The organism is Lachnospira sp. (assembly GCF_016290755.1).
GTDB classification, from domain to species: Bacteria; Bacillota; Clostridia; order Lachnospirales; family Lachnospiraceae; genus Lachnospira; species Lachnospira multipara.
In genome coordinates, this window is sequence record NZ_JAEEVD010000007.1 from 14,118 (window position 1) to 36,122 (window position 22,005).

18 protein-coding genes are annotated in these 22,005 nt (G+C 35.4%); 2 read left to right on the top strand and 16 right to left on the bottom strand.

What is annotated here, in order from left to right; translation table 11 throughout:
* Positions 1 to 82 precede the first annotated feature (82 nt).
* Positions 83 to 1,573: a threonine synthase gene (gene thrC / locus QVA17_RS03415; protein ID WP_287386461.1), complete on the bottom strand. Its 1,491-nt coding sequence runs from the start codon at positions 1,571 to 1,573 to the stop codon at positions 83 to 85.
* Positions 1,574 to 1,834: 261 nt separating this feature from the next.
* Between thrC and QVA17_RS03420 the strand changes: the two genes are divergently transcribed.
* The gene (locus QVA17_RS03420) at positions 1,835 to 2,641 is read left to right on the top strand and encodes a hypothetical protein (RefSeq protein WP_287386463.1); all 807 of its coding nucleotides are present in this window, start codon (positions 1,835 to 1,837) and stop codon (positions 2,639 to 2,641) included.
* 22 nt (positions 2,642 to 2,663) lie between these two features.
* On the opposite strand, the gene QVA17_RS03425 is transcribed toward QVA17_RS03420, so the two are convergent.
* The 6 genes from QVA17_RS03425 to QVA17_RS03450 all read right to left on the bottom strand — a co-directional run bounded on the left by QVA17_RS03425 (position 2,664) and on the right by QVA17_RS03450 (position 8,289).
* Positions 2,664 to 3,407, bottom strand: a complete 744-nt coding sequence (locus QVA17_RS03425; RefSeq protein ID WP_287386465.1) for a CHAP domain-containing protein — start codon at positions 3,405 to 3,407, stop codon at positions 2,664 to 2,666.
* Positions 3,408 to 3,508: 101 nt separating this feature from the next.
* Positions 3,509 to 3,994: a 3-isopropylmalate dehydratase small subunit gene (leuD, locus tag QVA17_RS03430; protein WP_287386466.1), complete on the bottom strand. Its 486-nt coding sequence runs from the start codon at positions 3,992 to 3,994 to the stop codon at positions 3,509 to 3,511.
* 19 nt (positions 3,995 to 4,013) lie between these two features.
* A complete protein-coding gene (gene leuC, locus QVA17_RS03435; protein WP_074521809.1) occupies positions 4,014 to 5,279 on the bottom strand; it encodes a 3-isopropylmalate dehydratase large subunit in 1,266 nt (421 codons plus the stop codon).
* A 132-nt stretch (positions 5,280 to 5,411) separates the two neighbouring features.
* Positions 5,412 to 6,512: a S66 family peptidase gene (locus QVA17_RS03440; RefSeq protein ID WP_287386467.1), complete on the bottom strand. Its 1,101-nt coding sequence runs from the start codon at positions 6,510 to 6,512 to the stop codon at positions 5,412 to 5,414.
* Positions 6,512 to 7,354, bottom strand: coding sequence for an adaptor protein MecA (locus QVA17_RS03445; RefSeq protein WP_287386469.1), 843 nt, complete (start codon positions 7,352 to 7,354; stop codon positions 6,512 to 6,514). Before QVA17_RS03445 ends, QVA17_RS03440 begins: the two co-directional genes overlap by 1 nt.
* Positions 7,355 to 7,380: 26 nt before the next feature.
* Positions 7,381 to 8,289, bottom strand: coding sequence for a hypothetical protein (locus tag QVA17_RS03450; RefSeq protein ID WP_287386470.1), 909 nt, complete (start codon positions 8,287 to 8,289; stop codon positions 7,381 to 7,383).
* Positions 8,290 to 8,455: 166 nt separating this feature from the next.
* Between QVA17_RS03450 and QVA17_RS03455 the strand changes: the two genes are divergently transcribed.
* Positions 8,456 to 9,910 carry a PIG-L deacetylase family protein gene (locus QVA17_RS03455; RefSeq protein WP_287386471.1) on the top strand — a complete coding sequence of 485 codons (1,455 nt, stop codon included), beginning with the start codon at positions 8,456 to 8,458 and terminating at the stop codon, positions 9,908 to 9,910.
* A gap of 115 nt (positions 9,911 to 10,025) precedes the next feature.
* Here QVA17_RS03455 and QVA17_RS03460 read toward each other — a convergent pair whose 3' ends face one another.
* The 9 genes from QVA17_RS03460 to QVA17_RS03500 all read right to left on the bottom strand — a co-directional run bounded on the left by QVA17_RS03460 (position 10,026) and on the right by QVA17_RS03500 (position 21,871).
* A complete protein-coding gene (locus tag QVA17_RS03460) occupies positions 10,026 to 11,843 on the bottom strand; it encodes a methyl-accepting chemotaxis protein (protein ID WP_287386472.1) in 1,818 nt (605 codons plus the stop codon).
* A 134-nt stretch (positions 11,844 to 11,977) separates the two neighbouring features.
* Complete coding sequence (ilvN, locus tag QVA17_RS03465; protein WP_027431196.1) at positions 11,978 to 12,466, bottom strand: acetolactate synthase small subunit; 489 nt, start codon at positions 12,464 to 12,466, stop codon at positions 11,978 to 11,980.
* Between the two features lie 72 nt (positions 12,467 to 12,538).
* The gene (locus QVA17_RS03470) at positions 12,539 to 14,377 is read right to left on the bottom strand and encodes a GGDEF domain-containing protein (RefSeq protein ID WP_287386474.1); all 1,839 of its coding nucleotides are present in this window, start codon (positions 14,375 to 14,377) and stop codon (positions 12,539 to 12,541) included.
* Positions 14,378 to 14,480: 103 nt separating this feature from the next.
* On the bottom strand, positions 14,481 to 15,356 hold the full coding sequence (locus QVA17_RS03475) for a hemolysin family protein (protein ID WP_287386475.1): 876 nt from the start codon (positions 15,354 to 15,356) through the stop codon (positions 14,481 to 14,483).
* 108 nt (positions 15,357 to 15,464) lie between these two features.
* Positions 15,465 to 17,126, bottom strand: coding sequence for an NAD(P)H-hydrate dehydratase (locus QVA17_RS03480; protein WP_287386476.1), 1,662 nt, complete (start codon positions 17,124 to 17,126; stop codon positions 15,465 to 15,467).
* The gene (locus QVA17_RS03485) at positions 17,116 to 17,748 is read right to left on the bottom strand and encodes a hypothetical protein (RefSeq protein WP_287386478.1); all 633 of its coding nucleotides are present in this window, start codon (positions 17,746 to 17,748) and stop codon (positions 17,116 to 17,118) included. Before QVA17_RS03485 ends, QVA17_RS03480 begins: the two co-directional genes overlap by 11 nt.
* A 169-nt stretch (positions 17,749 to 17,917) precedes the next feature.
* On the bottom strand, positions 17,918 to 18,562 hold the full coding sequence (locus QVA17_RS03490; RefSeq protein WP_027431200.1) for a redox-sensing transcriptional repressor Rex: 645 nt from the start codon (positions 18,560 to 18,562) through the stop codon (positions 17,918 to 17,920).
* A gap of 116 nt (positions 18,563 to 18,678) precedes the next feature.
* Positions 18,679 to 21,132, bottom strand: a complete 2,454-nt coding sequence (locus tag QVA17_RS03495; RefSeq protein ID WP_287386481.1) for a homocysteine S-methyltransferase family protein — start codon at positions 21,130 to 21,132, stop codon at positions 18,679 to 18,681.
* 61 nt (positions 21,133 to 21,193) lie between these two features.
* Positions 21,194 to 21,871: a vitamin B12 dependent-methionine synthase activation domain-containing protein gene (locus QVA17_RS03500; protein WP_287386483.1), complete on the bottom strand. Its 678-nt coding sequence runs from the start codon at positions 21,869 to 21,871 to the stop codon at positions 21,194 to 21,196.
* Between the last annotated feature and the right edge of the window lie 134 nt (positions 21,872 to 22,005).

Genomic DNA, 22,005 nt, shown 5'->3' on the forward strand with positions numbered 1-22,005 from the left:
CTATATAAATAAACAAATAGTTCTTAGGCAAAAAGATGTCCATTTTTTTCTAAAAGAATTCCTAAAATTTTCTCTTTAAAAATTAGTTTAAAGAAAGGATATTCTGAACAGTAATACTCATTTCATTAACTTCACATACTGTGTCATGAACTACTGGTGCAGTTCTAATTTCTTCAATAGCCTGCGGAACCTTTACCTTACTAATCTTCTCTAATTCATCTACTAATTCGAAATCTGATAAAGCATCATACTTCTTATCAATAGCGTTCATTACTGATCTTGTGAACTTATATGGAGAAGCTGTTGAAGCAATAACAGACTTAGTTTCATCCCCTGTTTCCTTCTTATACTTCTCATAAACTGTTGCTGCAACTGCTGTATGAGTATCAATTACATATCCAGTTTCTTCATAAATCTTTTTAATAGTAGCTGCATCTTCATTCTCAGAAGCATAGTTACCATAGAAATCCTTAAGCTCATTCTTCATATCTTCAGTAATTGTATACTTACCAGTCTCTCTTAATTCCTTCATTAAGTTAGCATTCTTAGCTGCATCATTACCAGCGATTCTATAGATAAGTCTTTCAAGGTTACTTGAAATTAAGATATCCATAGATGGTGATGTTGTAAGAATGAAATCTCTATTCTTATCATATTCGCCTGTCTTAAAGAAGTCGAATAATACCTTGTTCTCATTAGAAGCACAAATAAGCTTATTAATTGGAAGACCCATGTTCTTAGCATAATAAGCTGCTAAAATGTTACCAAAGTTACCAGTTGGAACAACGGCATTAATCTTATCTCCAGCCTTAATTTCTCCATTAGCTAATAGCTGAGCGTAAGCATATACATAGTAAACGATCTGTGGAACTAATCTACCAATATTAATTGAGTTAGCTGATGAGAATTGGAAACCAGCTGCATCCATTCTTTTTTCTAATTCCTTATCTGCAAAAATCTTCTTAACACCAGTCTGTGCATCATCGAAGTTACCCTTAATAGCAACTACATATGTGTTGTTACCCTTTTGTGTAACCATCTGCTTTTCCTGAATTGGTGAAACACCATCCTTAGGATAGAATACAATAATCTTAGTACCTGGAACATCAGCAAAACCTGCAAGAGCAGCCTTACCTGTATCACCTGATGTAGCTGTAAGGATTACGATATCATTCTTAACATTGTTCTTCTTTGCTGCAGTTGTTAAAAGGTGAGGTAAGATTGAAAGGGCCATATCCTTAAATGCGATTGTCTTACCATGGAATAACTCAAGGAAATATGCGCCATCTGCCTTAACAAGTGGAGCCATCTTGTCTGTATCAAACTTAGAATCGTAAGCGCTGTTAATACAATGCTTTAACTCATCCTCAGTAAAATCATCTAATAATAACTTCATTACTTCGTAAGCAACTTCTCTGTAAGACATCTTAGAGAATTCTTCTAATGTCTTATCAATCTTTGGAAGAGAATCAGGAACAAATAAGCCACCATCTGCTGCTAATCCCTTTAAAATTGCCTCGGATGCTTTAACCTTAACTGAAGCATCTCTTGTGCTGCTGTATAAAATACTCATAACTACCTCCATTGTAGACCTCTTAGTCTACCATTTTCCTAAAGCTCTTATCTTTTTCCTTCCTTCATAAATCAAGATAAGTTAGGTAATATTATACAACATCTAATATAGTAATTACAACAAAAAGTTTTTCTGTGGTGCACATTTGTTTCTAGCTCATGGACATAATATATAAATATTTGATAACTTGTATTAAAAATGATACAATATTATTAATATATGACGTGACAATTAAAAAATGTAAAAATAATAGGAGGTCCTATGGCAACGGGAATTTATAAGGCTTTTAAGAAGGATAAAAGTCCCTACTACAGAGTGTCCATTACTTACAAAAATAAGCATATAAGTCTTGGTAGCTCTGAGGATTTAGAGACTGCAAAAGCCATCTATAAAGAAGCCACAAGAATTCTAAGATATCCAAAGAAATATTTTGTAAACCCAGATAAGAAAACATCTGGTTATAAGCTTATGCACATTTCTCTTGCAAAGTATATTAGTTTGGTGAATTTTAGAGATAATGGCATCTATATAAAAACCCCAATTTATCTAGCCAAGAACTCCTTTATTTATTTTTTATCTGAAAATGTAATTCTAACCTTTTCCATTGATGACCTATTTTACTATAGCAATCACACTATTCAGGCAAGAGGGGGCTACTATTTTGTAGCGGATTACGGCCTTCAAACTAGCATACTTTCAAGATATGGGGTTAAAGGGCATTCCATTAAAGGAAAAGACTACATTTTCAAAAATGGAGACGAACTAGACTTTAGATATGAAAATCTTCAGGTGATTAATAAATATAATGGGGTAAGTCAGTTTGAAAAAAATGGACGTATTTTTTATAAAACTAAGATTCATATTAATGGGGACTTTATTGTAGGTGTATATAATACTGAGGCGGAGGCTGCCCTTGCCTATAATAAGGCCGTTAGTTTATTAGAAAATAAATTGGATAAAAATTACAGTAAGAATTATATCGAGGGGCTTTCAAATGTAGAATACGCTGCGATTTATAATTCAATTCGTCTGAAAAAAAATTTTAGAGACTACGTTGAAAAACTGTAGTCTCTAAATTGAAATGAAATATCTAGTTTTCATTTCTCATTATGACTGCCTTGTCATAATCAATTAATTCTTCCTCTAGCTTATAGTTACTATAATAACCGTTGTTATTATAAAGCACTAGAGAATTGGAATTAGCGTTCTTTTGCTGTACTAGAGCTTCACTAGCTGCCTCTATACCAGCATTCGCTCCAGTAATGTCTGTTAGAACTTCTGAAGGATCAGATAATTCAAGCTCTGATTCAGATGATAAATAGATATATCCAAGTAAAACGCCCTTAGAATATCTTGTCTTCATCCCTTGGCTTGAATAAGTCTTGTAACCATCATACTGCTTAATTCCTGTAGAAAGACTATAGCTTTTATAACTAATTGAGTGATCATTGTTAGCCTCAGTTATAGTTACCTCGTCACCACTAACGCTTTCCACATATGCCACATGTCCGCTACCATAGTAAGACCATACAGCGATTGAGTTTGCTCTTGCTTCGTCACCGACTTCAAATTCGCCACTGTCTTTTGCGTAATAGTACCACTTTGCTGCATCCCACTTAAAAGGATAGAAGCATCCGTTTACTTCACAAGCTCTACCATAGGCATACCAAGTACACTGACCATAATAGCCTATCTGTGCAAATATATTGCCGGAATTATAGTATTCGGAATACAAATCCACTTCCTTAGTAGAAGCAAAACTTTTAACTGAAAGTAAACTAAAGATAAACACAAAAGCCATGAAGCCTGCAAGAGACTTTAAAAGTGTTTTCATTTTAAATTCTCCTAAATATTGAAAATTTGTGCCTAACTTATCAGATGCTTCCCATCATACTATAATTTTGTTACAAATGCAATACAAATATTACGAAATCTTTACTTTTCATTTATATAATTGATAAGTCCACCAGCGTTTATAAGCTTTTGCATAAACTCTGGGAAGGCCTGTCCTTCATAGGATTTACCTGTTGTCTTATCGAAGATAATACCTGTATTAAAGTCTACTTCAATGTCATCTCCTGCATTAATTTCCTTTGCAGCAGCTGGACACTCAATGATTGGTAAACCAATATTAATAGAATTTCTATAAAAAATTCTTGCAAAGGTTTCTGCAATAACACAAGATACACCTGCTGCCTTAATAGCTATTGGTGCATGTTCTCTTGAAGAACCACAACCAAAGTTTTTATTAGCCACAATAATATCTCCCTTTGAAACCTTTGAAACAAAGTCCTTATCAATATCTTCCATACAATGCTTAGCAAGCTCAGCTGGATCAGATGAGTTTAAGTATCTTGCTGGAATAATTACGTCTGTATCTACATTATCACCGAATTTAAAAACTTTTCCTTCTGCCTTCATATCACTGCCACTCCCTTTCTTATAATCCTAAATCACTTGGCTTGCTTATCTTACCTGTGATTGCTGAACTTGCAGCAACTGCAGGACTTGCAAGATAAATCTCTGAATCAATAGCACCCATACGTCCAACGAAGTTACGGTTTGTTGTTGAGACACATTTTTCACCAGATGCTAAAATTCCCATATAACCACCAAGACATGGGCCACAAGTTGGTGTAGATACAACTGCACCAGCCTTAATAAAGGTCTCAATTAAGCCTTCTTTAATAGCCTGCATGTAAATCTTTTGAGTAGCTGGAATAATAATAACTCTAATTCCCTTCTTAACATGTCTGCCTTCTAAAATCTTAGCAGCACATCTAAGGTCATCAATTCTACCATTAGTACATGAGCCAATTACAACCTGGTCAATTGCAATATCATCAAATGTACCAACTACGTGAGTATTCTCAGGAAGATGTGGGAAACTTACAGTTGACTCTAAGCTTGAAAGGTCAATATCAATAACCTCATCATACTCAGCATCAGGGTCTGCGCTATATTCCACAAAATCTCTCTTTGAATGCTCCTTCATATATGCTCTAGCTAAATCATCCACAGGGAAGATACCATTCTTTCCACCTGCTTCAATAGCCATATTAGCGATTGTAAATCTATCATCCATAGTTAAAGAAGAAACGCCTTCTCCGCTAAATTCCATAGATCTATAAAGAGCTCCATCAACACCAATCATACCAATGATATGTAAGATAACATCCTTACCTGATACCCAAGGCTTAAGCTTTCCTGTTAAGTTAAACTTAATTGCTGATGGCACCTTAAACCATGCCTTACCAGTTGCCATACCTGCTGCCATATCTGTTGAGCCAACACCTGTTGAAAAAGCACCTAGGGCTCCGTAAGTACATGTATGTGAATCTGCACCAATAATAACATCACCAGCAACTGTTAAACCTGATTCAGGAAGAAGTGCATGTTCAATACCCATCTCACCTACTTCGAAATAGTTTGTAATCTCATGTCTAGCTGCAAACTCGCGAACACATTTGCAATGTTCTGCTGACTTAATATCCTTATTAGGAACAAAGTGGTCAGGTACAAGTGCAATCTTATCCTTATTAAACACGCTCTTTAACTTCATCTTATCCATCTCATGAATAGCTACAGGAGATGTAATATCATTACCAAGAACTAAGTCAAGATCAGCTTCAATTAACTGTCCTGCCTTAACTTCAGGAAGTCCTGCATGAGCGGCAAGAATTTTTTGTGTCATAGTCATTCCCATAAAATCATTCCTCCAATTTTCTTTATCTAGGCTTAATCCTCATTAAGCTAAATAGAATCTAATTTCGAAAGCCACTACGAAATCCATATGTCAGACAATACCATAAATTTGTCTGACATGTATTGTCTTATTCTATCGTAAATAATAGAAAATATCAATATTATTCTCTTTAGCTTTAAGCCTTGCATAACTACCGGAAATTATTGGCATGCTAGGTGGAAGATGTCCAAAATCAGCATCCATAATTATTGGTAAATTATACTTCCCAACTATCCCCGTAACCGCACTATACTGGTCCAAATTCATAATTGGCTCATTATAATGCATTGGTCTACCTATGATAAAACCAGCGGCATTCTTAAACCAACCGGCATTATCCATTCTCCAAAGAGCCCTTCTTATATCAAATACATTTAAATCGCAGCTCTCCAAAAACCAGACGATCTTATCGTCCTTATATTTCTCAACAAATTCCTCTACCTTATCAAACTTAGTGCCAAGAATATTGGCAAGGCAGTCAAGGCAACCACCAATTAAACGTCCCTCAAACTCAAGGCCAGCCTCATTAGCTGCTACGTTCTCAAGGGTAGCGCCATCACTTACTAACTTATCACCCTTAAAGAGTTTAAGCTCCTTTTTCATAGTAAGGTTATATTCTGGTGCTGGATTAGTTTCTGTCTTTAAAGACTCTATTTCAAAGCTATCGTAAGAACTAATCTTTTTGAAAATGTATTGGCCCTCCTTTTCATAGTCTTTTCCTGTTAAGACCTCAAACGTATCCTCTAGGGCCTTGTGCCATTTTGGCATAGCAAAGCTTGCAGCACAGGGGCCATAAATACTTGCTGTATCCATTAGGATATTTGAAAGGAAGGTAAAATTAGTATTATCAGAATATCCTAGATAAAACTTAGGATCTGACCCTTTTAATAAGTCCCAATCTATAAAATCTAGGATTTCACACATAAGCTCACCACCACCACAAGAAATTAAAACATCATTATCCTTTGACTGATACATATCCATTAATTCCTTGGCGCAAAGTTCAGGTTTATTGCTTATTCCAATACCTTCTGCCTTATATACATTAGGGCCTAGGTCTAGCTTGTAGCCCATGTTTTTAAATTTATCCTGTGCCATTTTAAAGGCAGTAAAATAAGGCTCTGTTGCACATCCAAAGGATGGTGCAACAAAACCTATAGTCCCGTTATTTTTTAAAAATTGTGGATAGCGCATTATAAGTACCTCTTTACAGTATTAATTGCATTATTCTTAATTACTGGTGTGAAGTGTTCCTTAACATAAGAAACTCTCTCTTCACCTGCCCAGTCAAACTTACCATACTCAACTACAGTATTAAGTAACTGGATATATTTCTCCTTACTGCAACTACCTCTATTAATTACAAGATAGTATTTATCATCATTCTTCCATAAGCTGTTAGTAACGCGCCATGTCTTAACAGCCTTACTACACATCTCTTCAAATTCCTCTAAGCTATTAAATACAAATACCCCTACAAGGAATCTAGTATCATCCTTAGGCTTTCTTGTCTTCTTAGCCCTCTCTTCTGTAAGGGCATCTTCCTTACTTGCTGTTGTCTGATCTGGCTTTCCTATTTCACCCTCAAGCTTTTCTATCTTAGAAGCCTCATCTTCCTTTTCTTCTGAGTCATCTTCCATGTTCTTAAAGATTTCTGCAATCTTATCAAAACTCTTAAAGTCTGGGTTTTTTGCATCCGTTACGTTCTTGAAAACATTTTTTTGCAAATCCTTAGCAAAGGTCTGAGATAAATCAGAACCGGCCTGCTTAAGCATTGAGTTAAAATCTTCCTTACCTGTTGAAATTGTAAGTAAGATTGAGTGATCTGGCTGTGGTGCAAGCTGTAGTGACATAACTCCACCATCTAAATCAACACCAATACTTTCCTTAGCTTCTTCCATTACAGCATCAAGTAAGCCATGAATCTTAACTGTGTCATTTCTAAAAAAATCGTCTAGTGAGATGTTGTTATTCTCTAAATCTTCCTCTAACAATCTGCACTGAAACTTAGTATCATCAATTTTTCTAAACTCCATAAATATTCCTTCCTAACTTCCATTTATTACAAACCTATAAGCATGTCATTAACTTCCTCTAAAATCTTAGATGTAATTACATTCTTGTCTAATTTATCGCCCTTCTTGTTTATTCTAAAGGCACATCCTTCGATATCTAAAAATACATTAATGTCTAGCTTATTCAAACTAGCCTTTGCATTAATAGTTAAATAATCTAGCCTGTTTTCCTTATCAAGCTCCTTTATTTTATCATAAATTTCTCTTTCCATAAATACTTCATAAGCCGCGTCCCCATCAAGTAATCTCTTACTAGATAATTCAAGGCCTTCCCCGTCTCGCTCTATTAGCAAAGGAATTCCCTGGCCCATGCTTGGTATAAATCTTTTTCTATCGTAATTTAAATATTCAAAGCCTCTATACTTATCCTTGCTCATAACCTTTATGGCATACATTGGAAGTATAGCACAAGATACATTTCCTCTTGAAAGCTCTCTAAGGCAGCTATTAACTCCTTCAAAAACTTCTGTACTGCTTTCAGGAAATCTATCTTCAATCTGGATTAATCGCTCGCTGCTATCAGTGCAAATGCTTAATTTGTCTTCCTTCTGGCTTTGAAACCTCTTCTTTACAAGCACTGTCTCCTCAGATTCTCTAGGCATTACAGTAGCTAAACTTAAGCCTCTTTTTTTAAGAATCCTCTCTATTTTGTCGTTCTCACATTGATAGAGCTTGTCTAAGAAAATGGCTGCCATATCAATTTTATCGCCCTGTAGGGCATTTACTAAAAGCTCAAATTCCTCGCCTTTTTTACGAGTCACCGGCTTGATTCTAACAAGTTCAATATATTTATCCCTATTCACTCTTTGTAGCTTTTTAACTACCTGTTCTCCAAGTCTGATAGAAAGTGTACTTGCATACACTCCTACCCTAATGTAAGCAAAATCTCTCCTCATAATAAATCCCTCTTTTTCCCTACTCTTTTTCTTCTCTAATTTCTACTCTTTTACTTTTCTAACTTCTGCTCTTATATTTCTGTCTATATTTATATCATATCACTTGTGCTTAAAATATAAAAATGTTATTTTTATAATACACGATTTAAGGGGGAGGACTTATAAAATGCGACTTAAATTTTCTAAATTTTTTCTAAGCCTAATTCTTATAATAAGTGGCTTACTTATCTTTAATTCAAAGCCTTGCAAGGCAGAAGAAACAAATGCAGAATCCCAAACTGCTAGTTTCCTAAATTTCACACTTAATAAATCTTTGGCGGACACTTCTCTTGTGCGAGATGATTCCTACAAAAGTTCCGTAAAATATAGTGCTAACACTAGTGTTTCCATAGACTGTGAAGAGGACATGTATGGTCTTTATATAAAATGGTATCACAATCCACAAACTAGCTACACTATTAGCTATGGGGATGTGACACTAACTTGCGGTGAAGATGGATTTTTACATGAATATATTCCACTTGATATAGCTACAAAGTCACTAAATATCAACTTAACTGAAGATATGAGAATCTGTGAAATAGCAGTTCTATCTAAAGGTGATTTACCAGATAGCGTTCAAGTTTGGAATCCAACAGCTACTAGACCTGACATCCTTGTATTTTCAACACATGCAGATGATGAGATTCTCTTCCTTGGTGGAGTACTTGCCCTTTACGGTTCAAGAGATGACGTATCTGTTCAAGTTGCCTATATGTGTGACTTTTACAAGTCAGAACCTTATAGAGAGCACGAAGAATTAGATGGTTTGTGGGAACTTGGTCTTAATATCTATCCTGTAAAGGGAGATTTTTACGACTACTACTGTGGTGACTATGATGCTGCCCTTCAAAACTACGACTACGACAGTGTTTGCGCCTACACCACTGAATGCATCAGACGTTTCCAGCCACTAATTGTGGTAACACAGGATTTTAATGGAGAATACGGCCACGGCGCCCATATCCTTTTAGCAAATGCAGTGGCAGACTCAGTTAATAACTCAAACGATGCCAACTACCATCCGGAATCTGCTAGTGAATATGGCAGCTATGATGTTCCTAAGACCTATATTCATTTGTATGGTGAGAACACTATTACTCTTAATTTAAGGGAAGAACTTGAAACTCTTAATAATAGAACTGCCCTAGATGCCTTAAAAACTGCCTATACAAGACATGTTTCCCAGCAAGGCTGGTGGTTTTATGTGGATGATGAATATGAATATAGCCCTTCAAGATTTGGACTTTACAGAACTTTAGTGGGTACAGATACTGGCAATGATATTTTAGAAAATGTAAAGACCTATGAAACTATTGCCTACGAAGAGAAGGTAGCTGCAGACGAGGCGGCTATTAATAATGCAAATGAATACTCAAACTCTATTGTAGAAAGTGTTAAGAGCTTTAAAGAGGAATTAAAGGAATATAAAACTAGTCCTAGCATTTCAGTAAAGCAGTTAGTTGTTACATTAGTGGCTCTTATAATCATTTTACTTGTTATTATAGGACAGGCAAAAAGACATAAGAAAGAATATGATAGAAGAGTTTTAAAATATAAAAAAGAAAACGATATAAAATAAAAATAAGAATAAAACTAAGGACAAAACTAAGGGCAGGATTTTCATCCTGCCCTCTTTTCCTTGGTATTTTCAATTCTTCGGTATTTATATTTAAATTTTACCTTAGTAGCACATTTTAATACTTCTCAAACTTTTGAGTTGCTTCATCCAGTTTCCTTGTAACATCATTATTAGTATCCATTGCTACACTAATATCGTTGATTTCATATACAATATCCTGTGAATTTTCAGCAGATTGAGAAATTGCCTCTGAAGATTCCTGCACGGATCTTGTAATATTTTCAACCGAACTTGACATTTCATTCATAGCGCTATTTAAACTCTGTACCTGTCCATCAATTCCCTCTAGCATCTCATTAATGTAAATAGCTGTCTCTTCGTACTTCTCACCAATACCTACGTATTCATCGTAATCTGCAAGCACTGTCTTGTTAATAAAATCTAATACCTGCATAGCATTATCTGCAAGTGAATTAACTGCTGTTGTAACTTCATTACTGATATTTTGGATATTACCTGCTGTCTCTCTAGAATTATCAGCAAGAGTACTGATTTCTTCAGCAACTACAGCAAAGCCTCGTCCTGCTTCACCTGCTCTAGCAGCTTCAATAGACGCATTAAGGGCAAGTAAGTTAGTCTGACTAGCAATATCTAAAATTACATTTGTTAACTCGTTAATCTGTTTAACCTTTTCACTATCCTTAACTGACTGTTCAAGAACACCCGATAAGGTCTTCATCTTATTACCAGTATTATTCTTCTTTTGCTGAGCATCATTCTTAATTTTATTAGCTTCTGTCTGAATTTCTTTAGTCTTAGTTGCACCGTCTTCAACCTTTGTATTAATACTTTCTGTAGCAACATTTACATCAGAAAGACTATTATCAATCATTGAAGCTGTAGATGATACTGTTTCCATACTAGCTGATAACTCTTCAAGAGCAGCACTAGTATTAGTAATGTTATCTCTAGCAAGGGCAATCTGGCTAGTCATATTCCCTGAAGATGTCTTTAAAGATTCTGTGCCATTCTTAACTTCTCCAAGAATATCCTGAAGTGTAACAATAAATTCATTAAAGCCATCTTTAATATATACTAATTCAGAGCTTGTCTTAGTCTGAACTCTTGCAGTAAGATCACCTTTATTATTCTTAATATCCTGAATAATATTATTAATCTCATTACTTATTTCTTTAACTTTCTTACCAATCATATTATTATTAAAGATTAAGCAAAGAATAATTACAATAAGATAAACCATCATCATAATATTTATAATAGAAAAGGCAGAAGAAGCAGTTATATCAATAAATCCTTTCATCTCATCTGCAATCTTACCACTTTCTTCATTTAAAATTTCAAGCTGTTCTTTCATAGTTGCAAGTAATGTAGCAGCATCTCCATATACAACACCTTTAATAGTTGATTTATCTCCTGTCTTAGCAGCAGATACTACGCTTTCATATTCTTTTTTATAATCTGCATAAGCATCCTTTAGTACTTTCGTTGCTTCTTTAGCCGTTGCAACTGTTTCAGCTCTACCTTGATAACCATTAATTACAGTTTCCAAACCAGAAACTGCATCAGACATTTCTGTAAGGCAAGTATTCATTTCATCTATTTTAGAATCTACCTGAGATTGTCCACTATCATCCTTTAAAAATAAAAGAGTATCATACATTGCTGCAAGTGCAAATCCATCATTATCATGGATTCTCATATCAACCTCAAATACTCTTAAATCTGTTAACATAGACTCTAAATTCTCAGTTACATTTCTTGCTGCATTCGAAATTCGCTTAGTTTTAGCAACTACAGACGTAATAGTAAACACAAATACACATAAGAGTATTGCATAACTAATCAAACTCATACCAGTAACCGTCTTTAGAAAAGGAATTTTTGAATCCTTTCTCCCACTAACATTAGCCATAAGATATTTCCTCACTTTCATGTTCTTATTTAGTTTTCACGTTTCGTATATTGATAATTATATAATATTTCTTATAAAATATCAATATAGAATAAAAAAAGAGAAGGATTTCTCCTTCTCTTTAAAAGTACTAATTATAAGCCTTTTGGGCCTCTCTCTAAACCTGTTATACCAGTTCTTGCAATTTCAACAATTGTAAAGCCATCTAACAATTCTATGAATGCATTAATCTTACTTTGGCTACCTGTAAGTGAAACAATTACAGATTCCTTAGATACATCAACAATATTAGCTCTATAGATATCAGCTATTGTTGCAATTTCCTGTCTTTTTTCAGGGGATACTAAAACCTTAATTAAAACAAGTTCTCTACATACTGAATCATCTAGTGGTAAAACTGTGATCTTCTTTACATCTACTATCTTAGTCAACTGCTTTTCAATCTGCTCAAGCACATCATCATCACCAGTTGCAACAATAGTCATTCTTGAAATCTCGGGATTGAGAGTTTCTCCTACTGTTAAGCTATCAATATTGTATCCTCTACGGCTAAATAATCCAGCCACACGACTAAGTACACCTGCAGAGTTACCTACTAAAATAGAAATTACCGCTTTCCTCATAACGAACATCTCCTATTATTATAAATTTATAAATAATTGTAACAATCACAATAATTGTTGTCAATTACATGCTTATTTCTTGCAGTCATATTCCCCTGCAATATTAGTTAGTCCAAGGACTAACATTCGTAATGTGCAAATATCTGCATTACTCCATTTTCTTCTATTCTCGCCAAAGATATCAAACTGCATCATGGCAACACATTTTCCCTTATCATCTCTTACCCTAGCTTGAATAAAGGAGCAAATGTTATCATCTTTAAACTTGCTTGCTAATTCTGGATGAATCATATAAATAGCCGTTACATTATTAACCACATACATATCGTGCTCATCAAAATGTACACTATACTCAGGGCTGTTAATATAGCTTGCTTCATCTAAATCTTTAATATAGTGACCTGACGAATAAGCCCTCTTTAAGTCATCTCCTACAAAGACTCTAATTCCGTGTAAATTAAGCTTATCTCCTAGCTCCTTTATAATATCCACCATGCAACTTGGGCCTTCTTTACAGGCCTTCATAACAAGCTTTGTAGCTAATTCGTATTTATCAATTGGCTTTAAGAAGTCATTGCCTCTTGCCACCTTTATTGTGTCATTTTCTAGTAGATTGCCATGTTTTGCAGGATCATAAATAATAAATCTATCCTTGCCCTTATCCTTAGCAATATAAAGGCAGGCATCACTTATCTTAAATAATGTCTCAAAATCTGTGCCATCTACGCCATATCTTGAAATACCAATAGATGTTGAAAAAAGGTAATCAGGATTCTTTTCCTTTAACTCTAGTTTTAATCTAAGTCTCATGCTCTTTAACATGATTCGAAGTTCTTCTTCATCCTTAACATTATCAAGATATACTATAAATTCATCACCACCAATACGACCTACTAAGCCCTTGCCCTCTGCCATATAACTAAGGCGCTTTGCAAAATACTTAATAACCTCGTCTCCAAAATAGTGACCGTAATTATCATTGACCTGCTTAAAGTTATCAATATCTAAAACAAGCAAGTAAACATTTCTTCCCTGTCCTATCTTCTCTTCCTTTAGCTGGTTAAAATTTTCTATAATCTTATCTGTAACAGTTTTCTTATTAAGCAAGCCTGTGCCTGAATCTCTTCCTGCCTCTGGATTATCAGTCTGACTAATAATAAAGTTGTTGTTATTATTAGCTCTTTCCTGTGTTATAACTCCAAGCACTAAAGGTTCTTCTACAGATTCCTTTAAAGTCTGGCCCTTAATAGATAAATGCTCCATTCTAACTCCATTAGTCAAAATAGAGCAGTTAAGAGTAATACTGAAATTCTCCATTTCATTTTCAATACACTCACAAAGCATATTGAAATTCTTCATACTCTTCTCATCTATTTGTTTCTTCTCCACAACATACTTCTTCCATTCATCAAAATGTGTTCTAACAATAGGCTGAGCCTTGTGGTTATTATAATAATAAAGTGTAAAAATTCCTGTCTTTAGATTTAAATCAAAGAACTTATTAGGTAGTATATCCATAAAGCTTCTATATTTCTTTACAATATCGAAGTACTTTCTATATTTCTGACATACTAATATAACGTCTTGTAATCTAAAACAGCTAAGGGTGTCATCGCCAACTCTTCTAGTTTCTAACTTGATTAGATGGAGTAAACGAAAACCCCTATCTCTTATCTTACATCTTATAAAAATGTCTTTCTCTTCATTATCATGCTTAACAAATTCTAGAAAATTTGCCCTATCATCGTCATGAACTATCTTATCAAAGCTAAAGAATGAAAATTCTCCTATCATTCGATAAAATCTTTCATCTCCAGTAATGATATAATTCAATCCATCTAGAGTAAATTCTGCCTCTGCGACTACATTGTAATCACTTTTCTCTACAATATTCTCTTCCTCTGGTCTCATAATAAAACTCCCAACCAAAAATCCCTAATTTCCCCGAAGAACTAACTCGAGTTTATATTGCGGCAATTAAACTTAAATTTAGCTTCTTTTTCTAGTTTCTTGTTTAATCTTCCTCGTCTTTTACTTGAGTTACTAGCACCTTGTCAACCATCTTATTATTGACACTGTGTATTGTGAAATTGTAATTCCCGCATTTTGCACTAAAGCCTTCATCTTCCTTAGTAGGAATCTTACCAAGTTCAAGAATTAAAAAGCCGTTTAGTGTATCTACATCTTCACATAAAAACTCAATTTCAAGTTTGTCTTCTACATCCTCTAAGGTTGTCTGACCATCCATTATAAAGGAGCCATCTTCCTTAAGGACTATCTGTTCTTCTTCGTCGTCATATTCATCAAAAATATTACCAACGATTTCCTCTAGTATATCCTCCATTGTGATAATACCTGTTGTCTGGCCATACTCATCAACAACTATAGCCATGTGTGACTTCTTAGCTTTCATCTCTTTAAAAAGTGCGCTAATATTACGAGTCTCAGGGATACAATAAGCTTCAAACATTAAGTCATCTCCAAGTTCATGTAATGTCTTCCCCTTATTCTCTTCTAAGACATACGCTTTTAATAAATCTCTAATATGCAGAATACCAATTACATTATCTATATCTTCATCATAAACTGGATATCTTGAAAAATTTTCCTCCATAACAAAGTTGAAAGCTTGCTCCACTGTAAAGCTGCCATCAATTGCAACTATATTCTTTCTGTGGATCATTACATCTTCCGCTTCTTTTTCCCCAAATTCGAAGATGTTACCAATCATCTCAGCTTCGCTTTCCTTAATTACACCTTGTTCATGGCTTTCATTAACCATATCCATAATTTCTTCTGAAATATCTTCTTGTCTGTCTTTTCTAGTAATTTTTCTTAATAAACCCATCAAAAAACCTTCGTTTACATCCGAGGGGTGTACATCGTTCATATTCTCATATTCCTTTCATTGTGCTTAGCATATAGCTAAATTTTTATATATTATATATATAAACTAAAATATACCATACATTCCAATCCAATGTAAAGCAAACTCTAGCTATCTTTCCTTTAAGGCCTCGTCTACATATTTAATTATATCACCAGATAGCATCATTTCTTCAGATAAATATTTAGCTGCCATATCTCCTGCCACAGCGTGAATATTTACCCCTGTAATTGCAGCAAGTAGGGGGTCACTAAATTTATAAGAGAAAATGCCAGCAAGAACGCCTGTTAACACATCTCCTGAACCTGCTGTTGCCATGCCATCATTACCTGCCTGATTAATATAGGCTCTTTTAGCATCAGTTACTACAGTTTTTGCATCCTTTAGGCAACAAATCACATGATATTTGCTACTAAATTCCATAGCCACTCCAACAGGGTCAGCCTTAATGTCTTTAACAGCTATTCCTGTTAGTCTCTCCATCTCCTTTAAATGTGGAGTTAGGACTATTCTGCCCTCTAGCCTGTCAGCTGCTGCCCTTAAGCAATCAAATAAATTATCCCTAGCAATAATATTTAGGGCATCTGCATCAATTATTATTGGCTTATTAATTAGTTCTAGGGTGTCCTTGCAAAGCTTTGTTGCTGCCTCATTCATAGATAAACCTGGTCCTAAAACCACTATATCTGCAAAGTCTAGGGCAGCTTTTAAAGTATCTATAGGGCATTCATTTTCATAAACATCAATTAGGCACTCTGGAAGGCTTGTAAGTAGGGCTTCGCGATTAGAAAAATGTGTCAAAGCCTTTACCATACCAAGGCCCATTCTAGCCGCTGTCTTAGCAGAAAGAATAACCGCCCCGCCAATTCCACTAGAGCCTGCAATAATTGTGGCCTTGCCATAACTGCCCTTATTGCCAGCTTTCACTCTACTATCTAGTGTCTTTCTAATTTCCTCTGATTCAGAATCCCTATCTTTAAGGATATTTCCAAAGACCGCTTTGATATTGCCGATTGTCTGAAGACAGCTAAATTCGTTGATTGCCAGTGTGTGGGCATCTACTGCCGAAGTTTTGGCATCTTTCGGACTTTGAACTTCTTTTGCCCCACCAATTTCCTTTAGTTTCTGGCTATCATTAAGGCCAATAGGTGTAGAGACTATCTCTCCTGCATAACTTGGACCCTTGCCACAATAAAGGCCGATTTTCTCATAGCCAAAGCAAATGGTCTTATCTGCTTTTATGCAAGTCCCATAAATTTTGGAAGTTGAGGCATCAAGACCAGATGGAAGGTCAAGAGCTATGACATATGGCTTAGGCTCAGATAAAGAATTGATATAGTCAATTAATTCCTTATATTTGCCCTCAATATCTCTTTTTAAGCCCACTCCAAAGAGGCCATCAATAATGCAGTCATAATCCTTATTTAAGTTCTTGATTTCCTCTAAATCTTTATAGATTGTAAGGCCTAGGGCCTTTAACATTTCCTGCTGTGTCTCATTTTGCTTAGTAAATTTACTGCCAAGCAAAAGGATGTCTAAATTCGTGTAACCTGCCAAATAAAGCATTCTAGCTACTGCTAGGGCATCTGCCCCATTATTTCCTGCAGCGGCAGTAATAAAGAATTTATCCTTTTCCTTAAAGTCCTTTATTATTTCATTAAAGGCTGTTTTTGCTGCCTCTTCCATAAGCAAAAGAGAAGGGACCTTTAAAATATCTATCGTATATTTATCGATAGCTGCTGCCTGATTACTATCAATTAGTTCAATCTTCATTTTTCCTGTCTCCCATTATTTTAAAGTCGCCATTTAACTTATCTAGTTCGTTACTAAAGTCCGGGCCAAAGATATCGTGCATATAGGTATACATTTTCTCATTAGCCTCTTCCTTATCCTGTCTTATAACGATGTTCTTCTTTAACTTGATTCTTGTTTGATCTATTAGTTTAGACAAAAGCTCAATATCCTCTGCGTTGTTATTAAGCCTTTCATAGACCACCTTTAGCGTTTCCGCAATTAAGTGCTTGTTAGCATTGGCAAGCTCCTTTGGAAAATCTAAAGCCTCATCTTCAAGTTTAGCAATCTTATCCTTTGCCTCTTGAATTAGACGCTGATTTTGCTCCATCTTCTTTTTCTTGGCCTCACTATTATCATCATCCTCCATGGCCTCAACTACTTCCTGGATTAGCTGATTTTTAATCTTTTTGACCTCTTTTATATCATTGTGAGCTTGTCCTTGTTGCTTTAATAATTCATTGACTTCTTTTTCCCAGTATTTAATCTCGTCTGTTTTATATTTTGCAGGTATTAATTTGTACCATCTCTCATCTAAAGTAAGGATGGGAACTCCTGCAATTCCCTCTAAATCCTTGATCTTCTCATACGAAAAATTTGTCATTTATATCCCCCAAAAATAACTAAGATTATTTATATTTTAATTATCTTACATTCTAAAAAAGAAAACAAGAAAATTAATATAAAATAAAAAGAACCTAGATTATAGGTTTGGCTTTTAAAAGCCTATCCTAGCTCTAGGTTCTTAATAATTTCTCTTTAATTAATAGCTCTTAGTGTTTCTCTTGATTAGCTATTGCATAAGAAAGTCTCATTAAACTTTCTGATAAATGAACGTTCTCAACAATAACGTCCTTTGGAAGATTTAAATCTACTGGTGCAAAGTTCCAAATTGCCTTAATTCCCGCCTCAACAACGATATTAGCAACTTCCTTAGCAGCTACCTTAGGTAGTGTAAGAGCTACGATTTCAATATTGTTGTCCTTAATAAACTGGGCAATTCCCTCAGAGTTATAAACCTTAACTCCTGCAACTTCTTTTCCAGCAACTTCAGGGTTATTATCAAATAAGCCCTTGATTACAAATCCACGCTTAGAAAAGTCTGAATAATTACAAATAGCGCGACCAATATTACCAGCACCAACTACAATCATGTTATGTGGTTCGTCTACGCCTAAAATCTTACCAATCTTGTCATAAAGATACTTAACATTATAACCGTATCCCTGCTGGCCAAAGCCACCAAAATTATTAAGATCTTGTCGAATCTGAGAAGCTGTTACTTTCATCTTCTCACTTAATTCTTTAGAAGAAATGCGCTGTACATCATTCTCAACCAGCTCACCAAGATATCTATAATACCTTGGCAGTCTTCTAATAACAACCGCCGATATCTTCTTTTCTTCTTTCTCTTCCATATCCTTACTCCATTCTTACTTCTATATAAATCATCAAGTGCTAAACTTGCGATGTATTTGTGCTTCTTGCATTATATACTAATGTTAAAAAAATGTCAAAATACATTTATCACAATTTAACCGAGCACTCTTTTAGCAATATCTACAGACTCCTTAGCATCGGCTGCATAAAAATCTGCATCTATTTCTTTTGCATATTCTGGGGTCAGTACAGCACCACCTACCATGACCTTACAATCAAGATTATTTTCACGAATAAGCTGAATTGTTTCCTTCATAGAAACAAGAGTTGTAGTCATAAGCGCTGATAGGCCGCAAAGGTGAACATCATTATCTCTAATAGCGTTAACAACATCCTCGTATGGCACATCCTTACCTAAATCAATAACCTCATAGCCATAGTTTTCAAGTAATACCTTAACAATATTTTTTCCAATATCATGAACATCGCCTTTAACTGTGGCAATGACAATCTTTCCCTTTGAAACTGTCTCATCACTATCTTTATTAAGGGTTTCCTTAATTACATCAAAGGCCTCTGATGCTACTGAAGCTGCCATAATTAGCTGAGGTAGGAATAGAGTTCCTTTTTCAAATTCCACGCCAATCTCATCAAGGGCTGGAATTAAGGACTTATTTACAATGTCCATGGAATCCATCTTAGTTAGTAACTCTCTTGTTACTGCTGCACCTTCACTTTTAAGGCCCTTCTTTACAGCATAAGCTAAATCTGAAAGCTCGTAATTTCCTTTCTTTTCCTGAAGGTTAATATTAGTGTTTGCGCTTGGATTATTTCCTGCTGTCTTTGCTTCTGATACAGGAACTATCTTAGTTTGAGGCATATTTGCATAGGCTGCCACATAATCTACTGAGTTCTCATCAAAGCAAGCAAGTACCTTAAAGGCTCTAATTGCTCCCATCATCTCAGGAAGGTTTGGATTAATAATACATAAATCTAAACCTGCCTGAAGAGCCATGGTTAAGAAAATGTGATTAACTAATACACGATTTGGCAAACCAAAGGAAATATTAGAAACACCAAGAATTGTCTTAAGTCCTAGCTCATTCTTAACTGTTTGTAGGGCTTTAAGCGTTTCTCTTGCCCCTTCCTGTTCTGCTGAAACTGTTAAGGTAAGGCAATCAATGTAAATATCCTTCTTATCAATTCCAATGCTTGTGGCTCTATCTAAAATCTTTTTTGCAATCTTTACTCTATCCTCGCCCTTCTTTGGAATTCCATCTTCATCAAGAGCTAGACCAATTACTGCTGCACCGTATTTCTTACAGATTGGCAATATATTTTTTAAGGACTCCTCTTCACCATTAACAGAGTTTACTAGGGCTCTACCGTTGTAAACTCGAAGGGCAGCCTCTAAAACTAAAGGATCTGTGGAATCAATCTGGAGAGGCACATCAACCACTGACTGTAGGGCTTTAATTGTGTCCACCATCATCTCCACTTCATCAATACCTGGCACGCCTACATTTACATCTAAAATGTCAGCACCGGCGCTAGTTTGCTCTAGAGCCTGACCTAAAATGTAGTCCATATCTCTATCTTTAAGAGCCTGCTGGAACTTCTTCTTACCTGTAGGGTTAATTCGCTCACCTACGGCTCTTGGCTCATTTACAACGCAAGTCTTAGTGGCTGAACAAATAGCTGCAGGAACCTCAACAGGCTCTGCCTTAATGTTGCCATTTTCCTTAAACATCTTACTAAGTTCTTCTATAAATTCAGGATTAGTTCCGCAACAACCTCCATAAATCTTAATGCCATACTTTCTTAAATCCTTCATAAGAAGGGCAAAATCCTTGGCTGTGACATTATAAAGGTTTGTCTTTGGGTCTGGAAGGCCTGCATTAGGCTTTAAAACTAGCGGAGTGTTAGTCCATTTTCTAAGTTCCTTAATAACTGGCTCTAATTCCTTTGGACCAAGAGAGCAGTTAATTCCAAGGGCATCCACATCAAGGCCTGAAATTGTAAGGCCAAAAGCGGAAATGCTACAACCTGTAAAGGTACGTAAATTTTGTTCAAAAGTCATAGTTGTAAGAATTGGCAAATCTGAGTTTTCCCTTGCTGCAAGCACAGCTGCCTTAAGGTCAAGCAAATCTGTCATAGTCTCAAATACCACCAAATCTGCCCCTGCTGCAGCACCAGCCTTTACGCATCTAGCATACATGTCATAAGCTGCCTCAAAGGAAAGCACCCCTGTGGGCTCAAGTAGGATTCCAATTGGGCCTAAATCAAGGGCTACTAAACCCTCTGGCTTTACCTTATCTCTTGCCTTAATTGCAAGCTTAATACCTGCAGTTACAAGTTCTTCCACGGAATGGCCGCACTCCTCGAGCTTATATTCATTTCCACCAAATGTATTGGCATAGACAATATCTGAACCGGCCAAAAAATATTTTTCATGAATTGACTCTATTAATTCAGGATTAGTGATATTAAGCATTTCCGGTGTTTCCCCCACCTTCATGCCTGCTGCCTGAAGCATGGTTCCCATGGCGCCATCAAGTAGCACATAGTCCTTTTTTAAGAGTTCCTTAAACTTTTCCTTCTTAGTCATTTTTTTACTCCTCATTTATTACAATACACATTTACTTTATTACTTGTTTTAAGAATACCGCTTAATAGCAGTGATTTCCTGATTTTAAAATGTTACAATTTCCCATCAAATTGCAATCTGCGCAGTTTCTATTAGCCTTTTTAATTTCCTCTTTACTAAGGCCAATAATTGCGGTTACTGACTTTGTAGGAATCATCATGTGGGAATTCCCAACGGTTATTCCTATCTTTTTTGTGGCATCAAGAACCTTCACGAAATCTTTTTGATGACTTAGAGGCAAGTCGCCATAACCTATGCCAAATCTAAAGGTCATCTTATATTCCTTAAATTCTTCCCTAATAATATTCTCAACTTTATTACAAACCTGCTCAATGGCGGCGCTTGAAAATGCATCAAAAACCACTGATTTAGCCAGATTTGTGTGAGATAGAATTCTTATGTTTCTATCAATGCCCTCACCTATGGTAACTGCCATGGCTACAGCTTTTTCGCAGTTTGCAAGGTGATTTTTTATAGAATTACCCTTTAGGGTAAGGTTTGTATTTGAAAATGTAATGCCCTCGCTAGTTTCACTAAAGTCAAAGACTTTGTAGATATATCTAGGACTTGCTAGCTTTCTAACCTCTTCCTCGCACTCATCAATCATAGCAAGAAGTGTGTCGTCTATCTTGGTGTTACGATAACCAAGGTAGCGGAGGGCTTCGGATTTGTCGATTTTATCTAAGATTATGTTTTTCATAATAATTTCCTTTTTTACAATAGAGTGCAATCATAGATTGCGCACACATTGCAATTTTACTTTTTTCTATTTATAATCGTCAAGTAAATATAAACGATTATAAGAATTTTTTATTAGGATATTTTGGAGGTTTA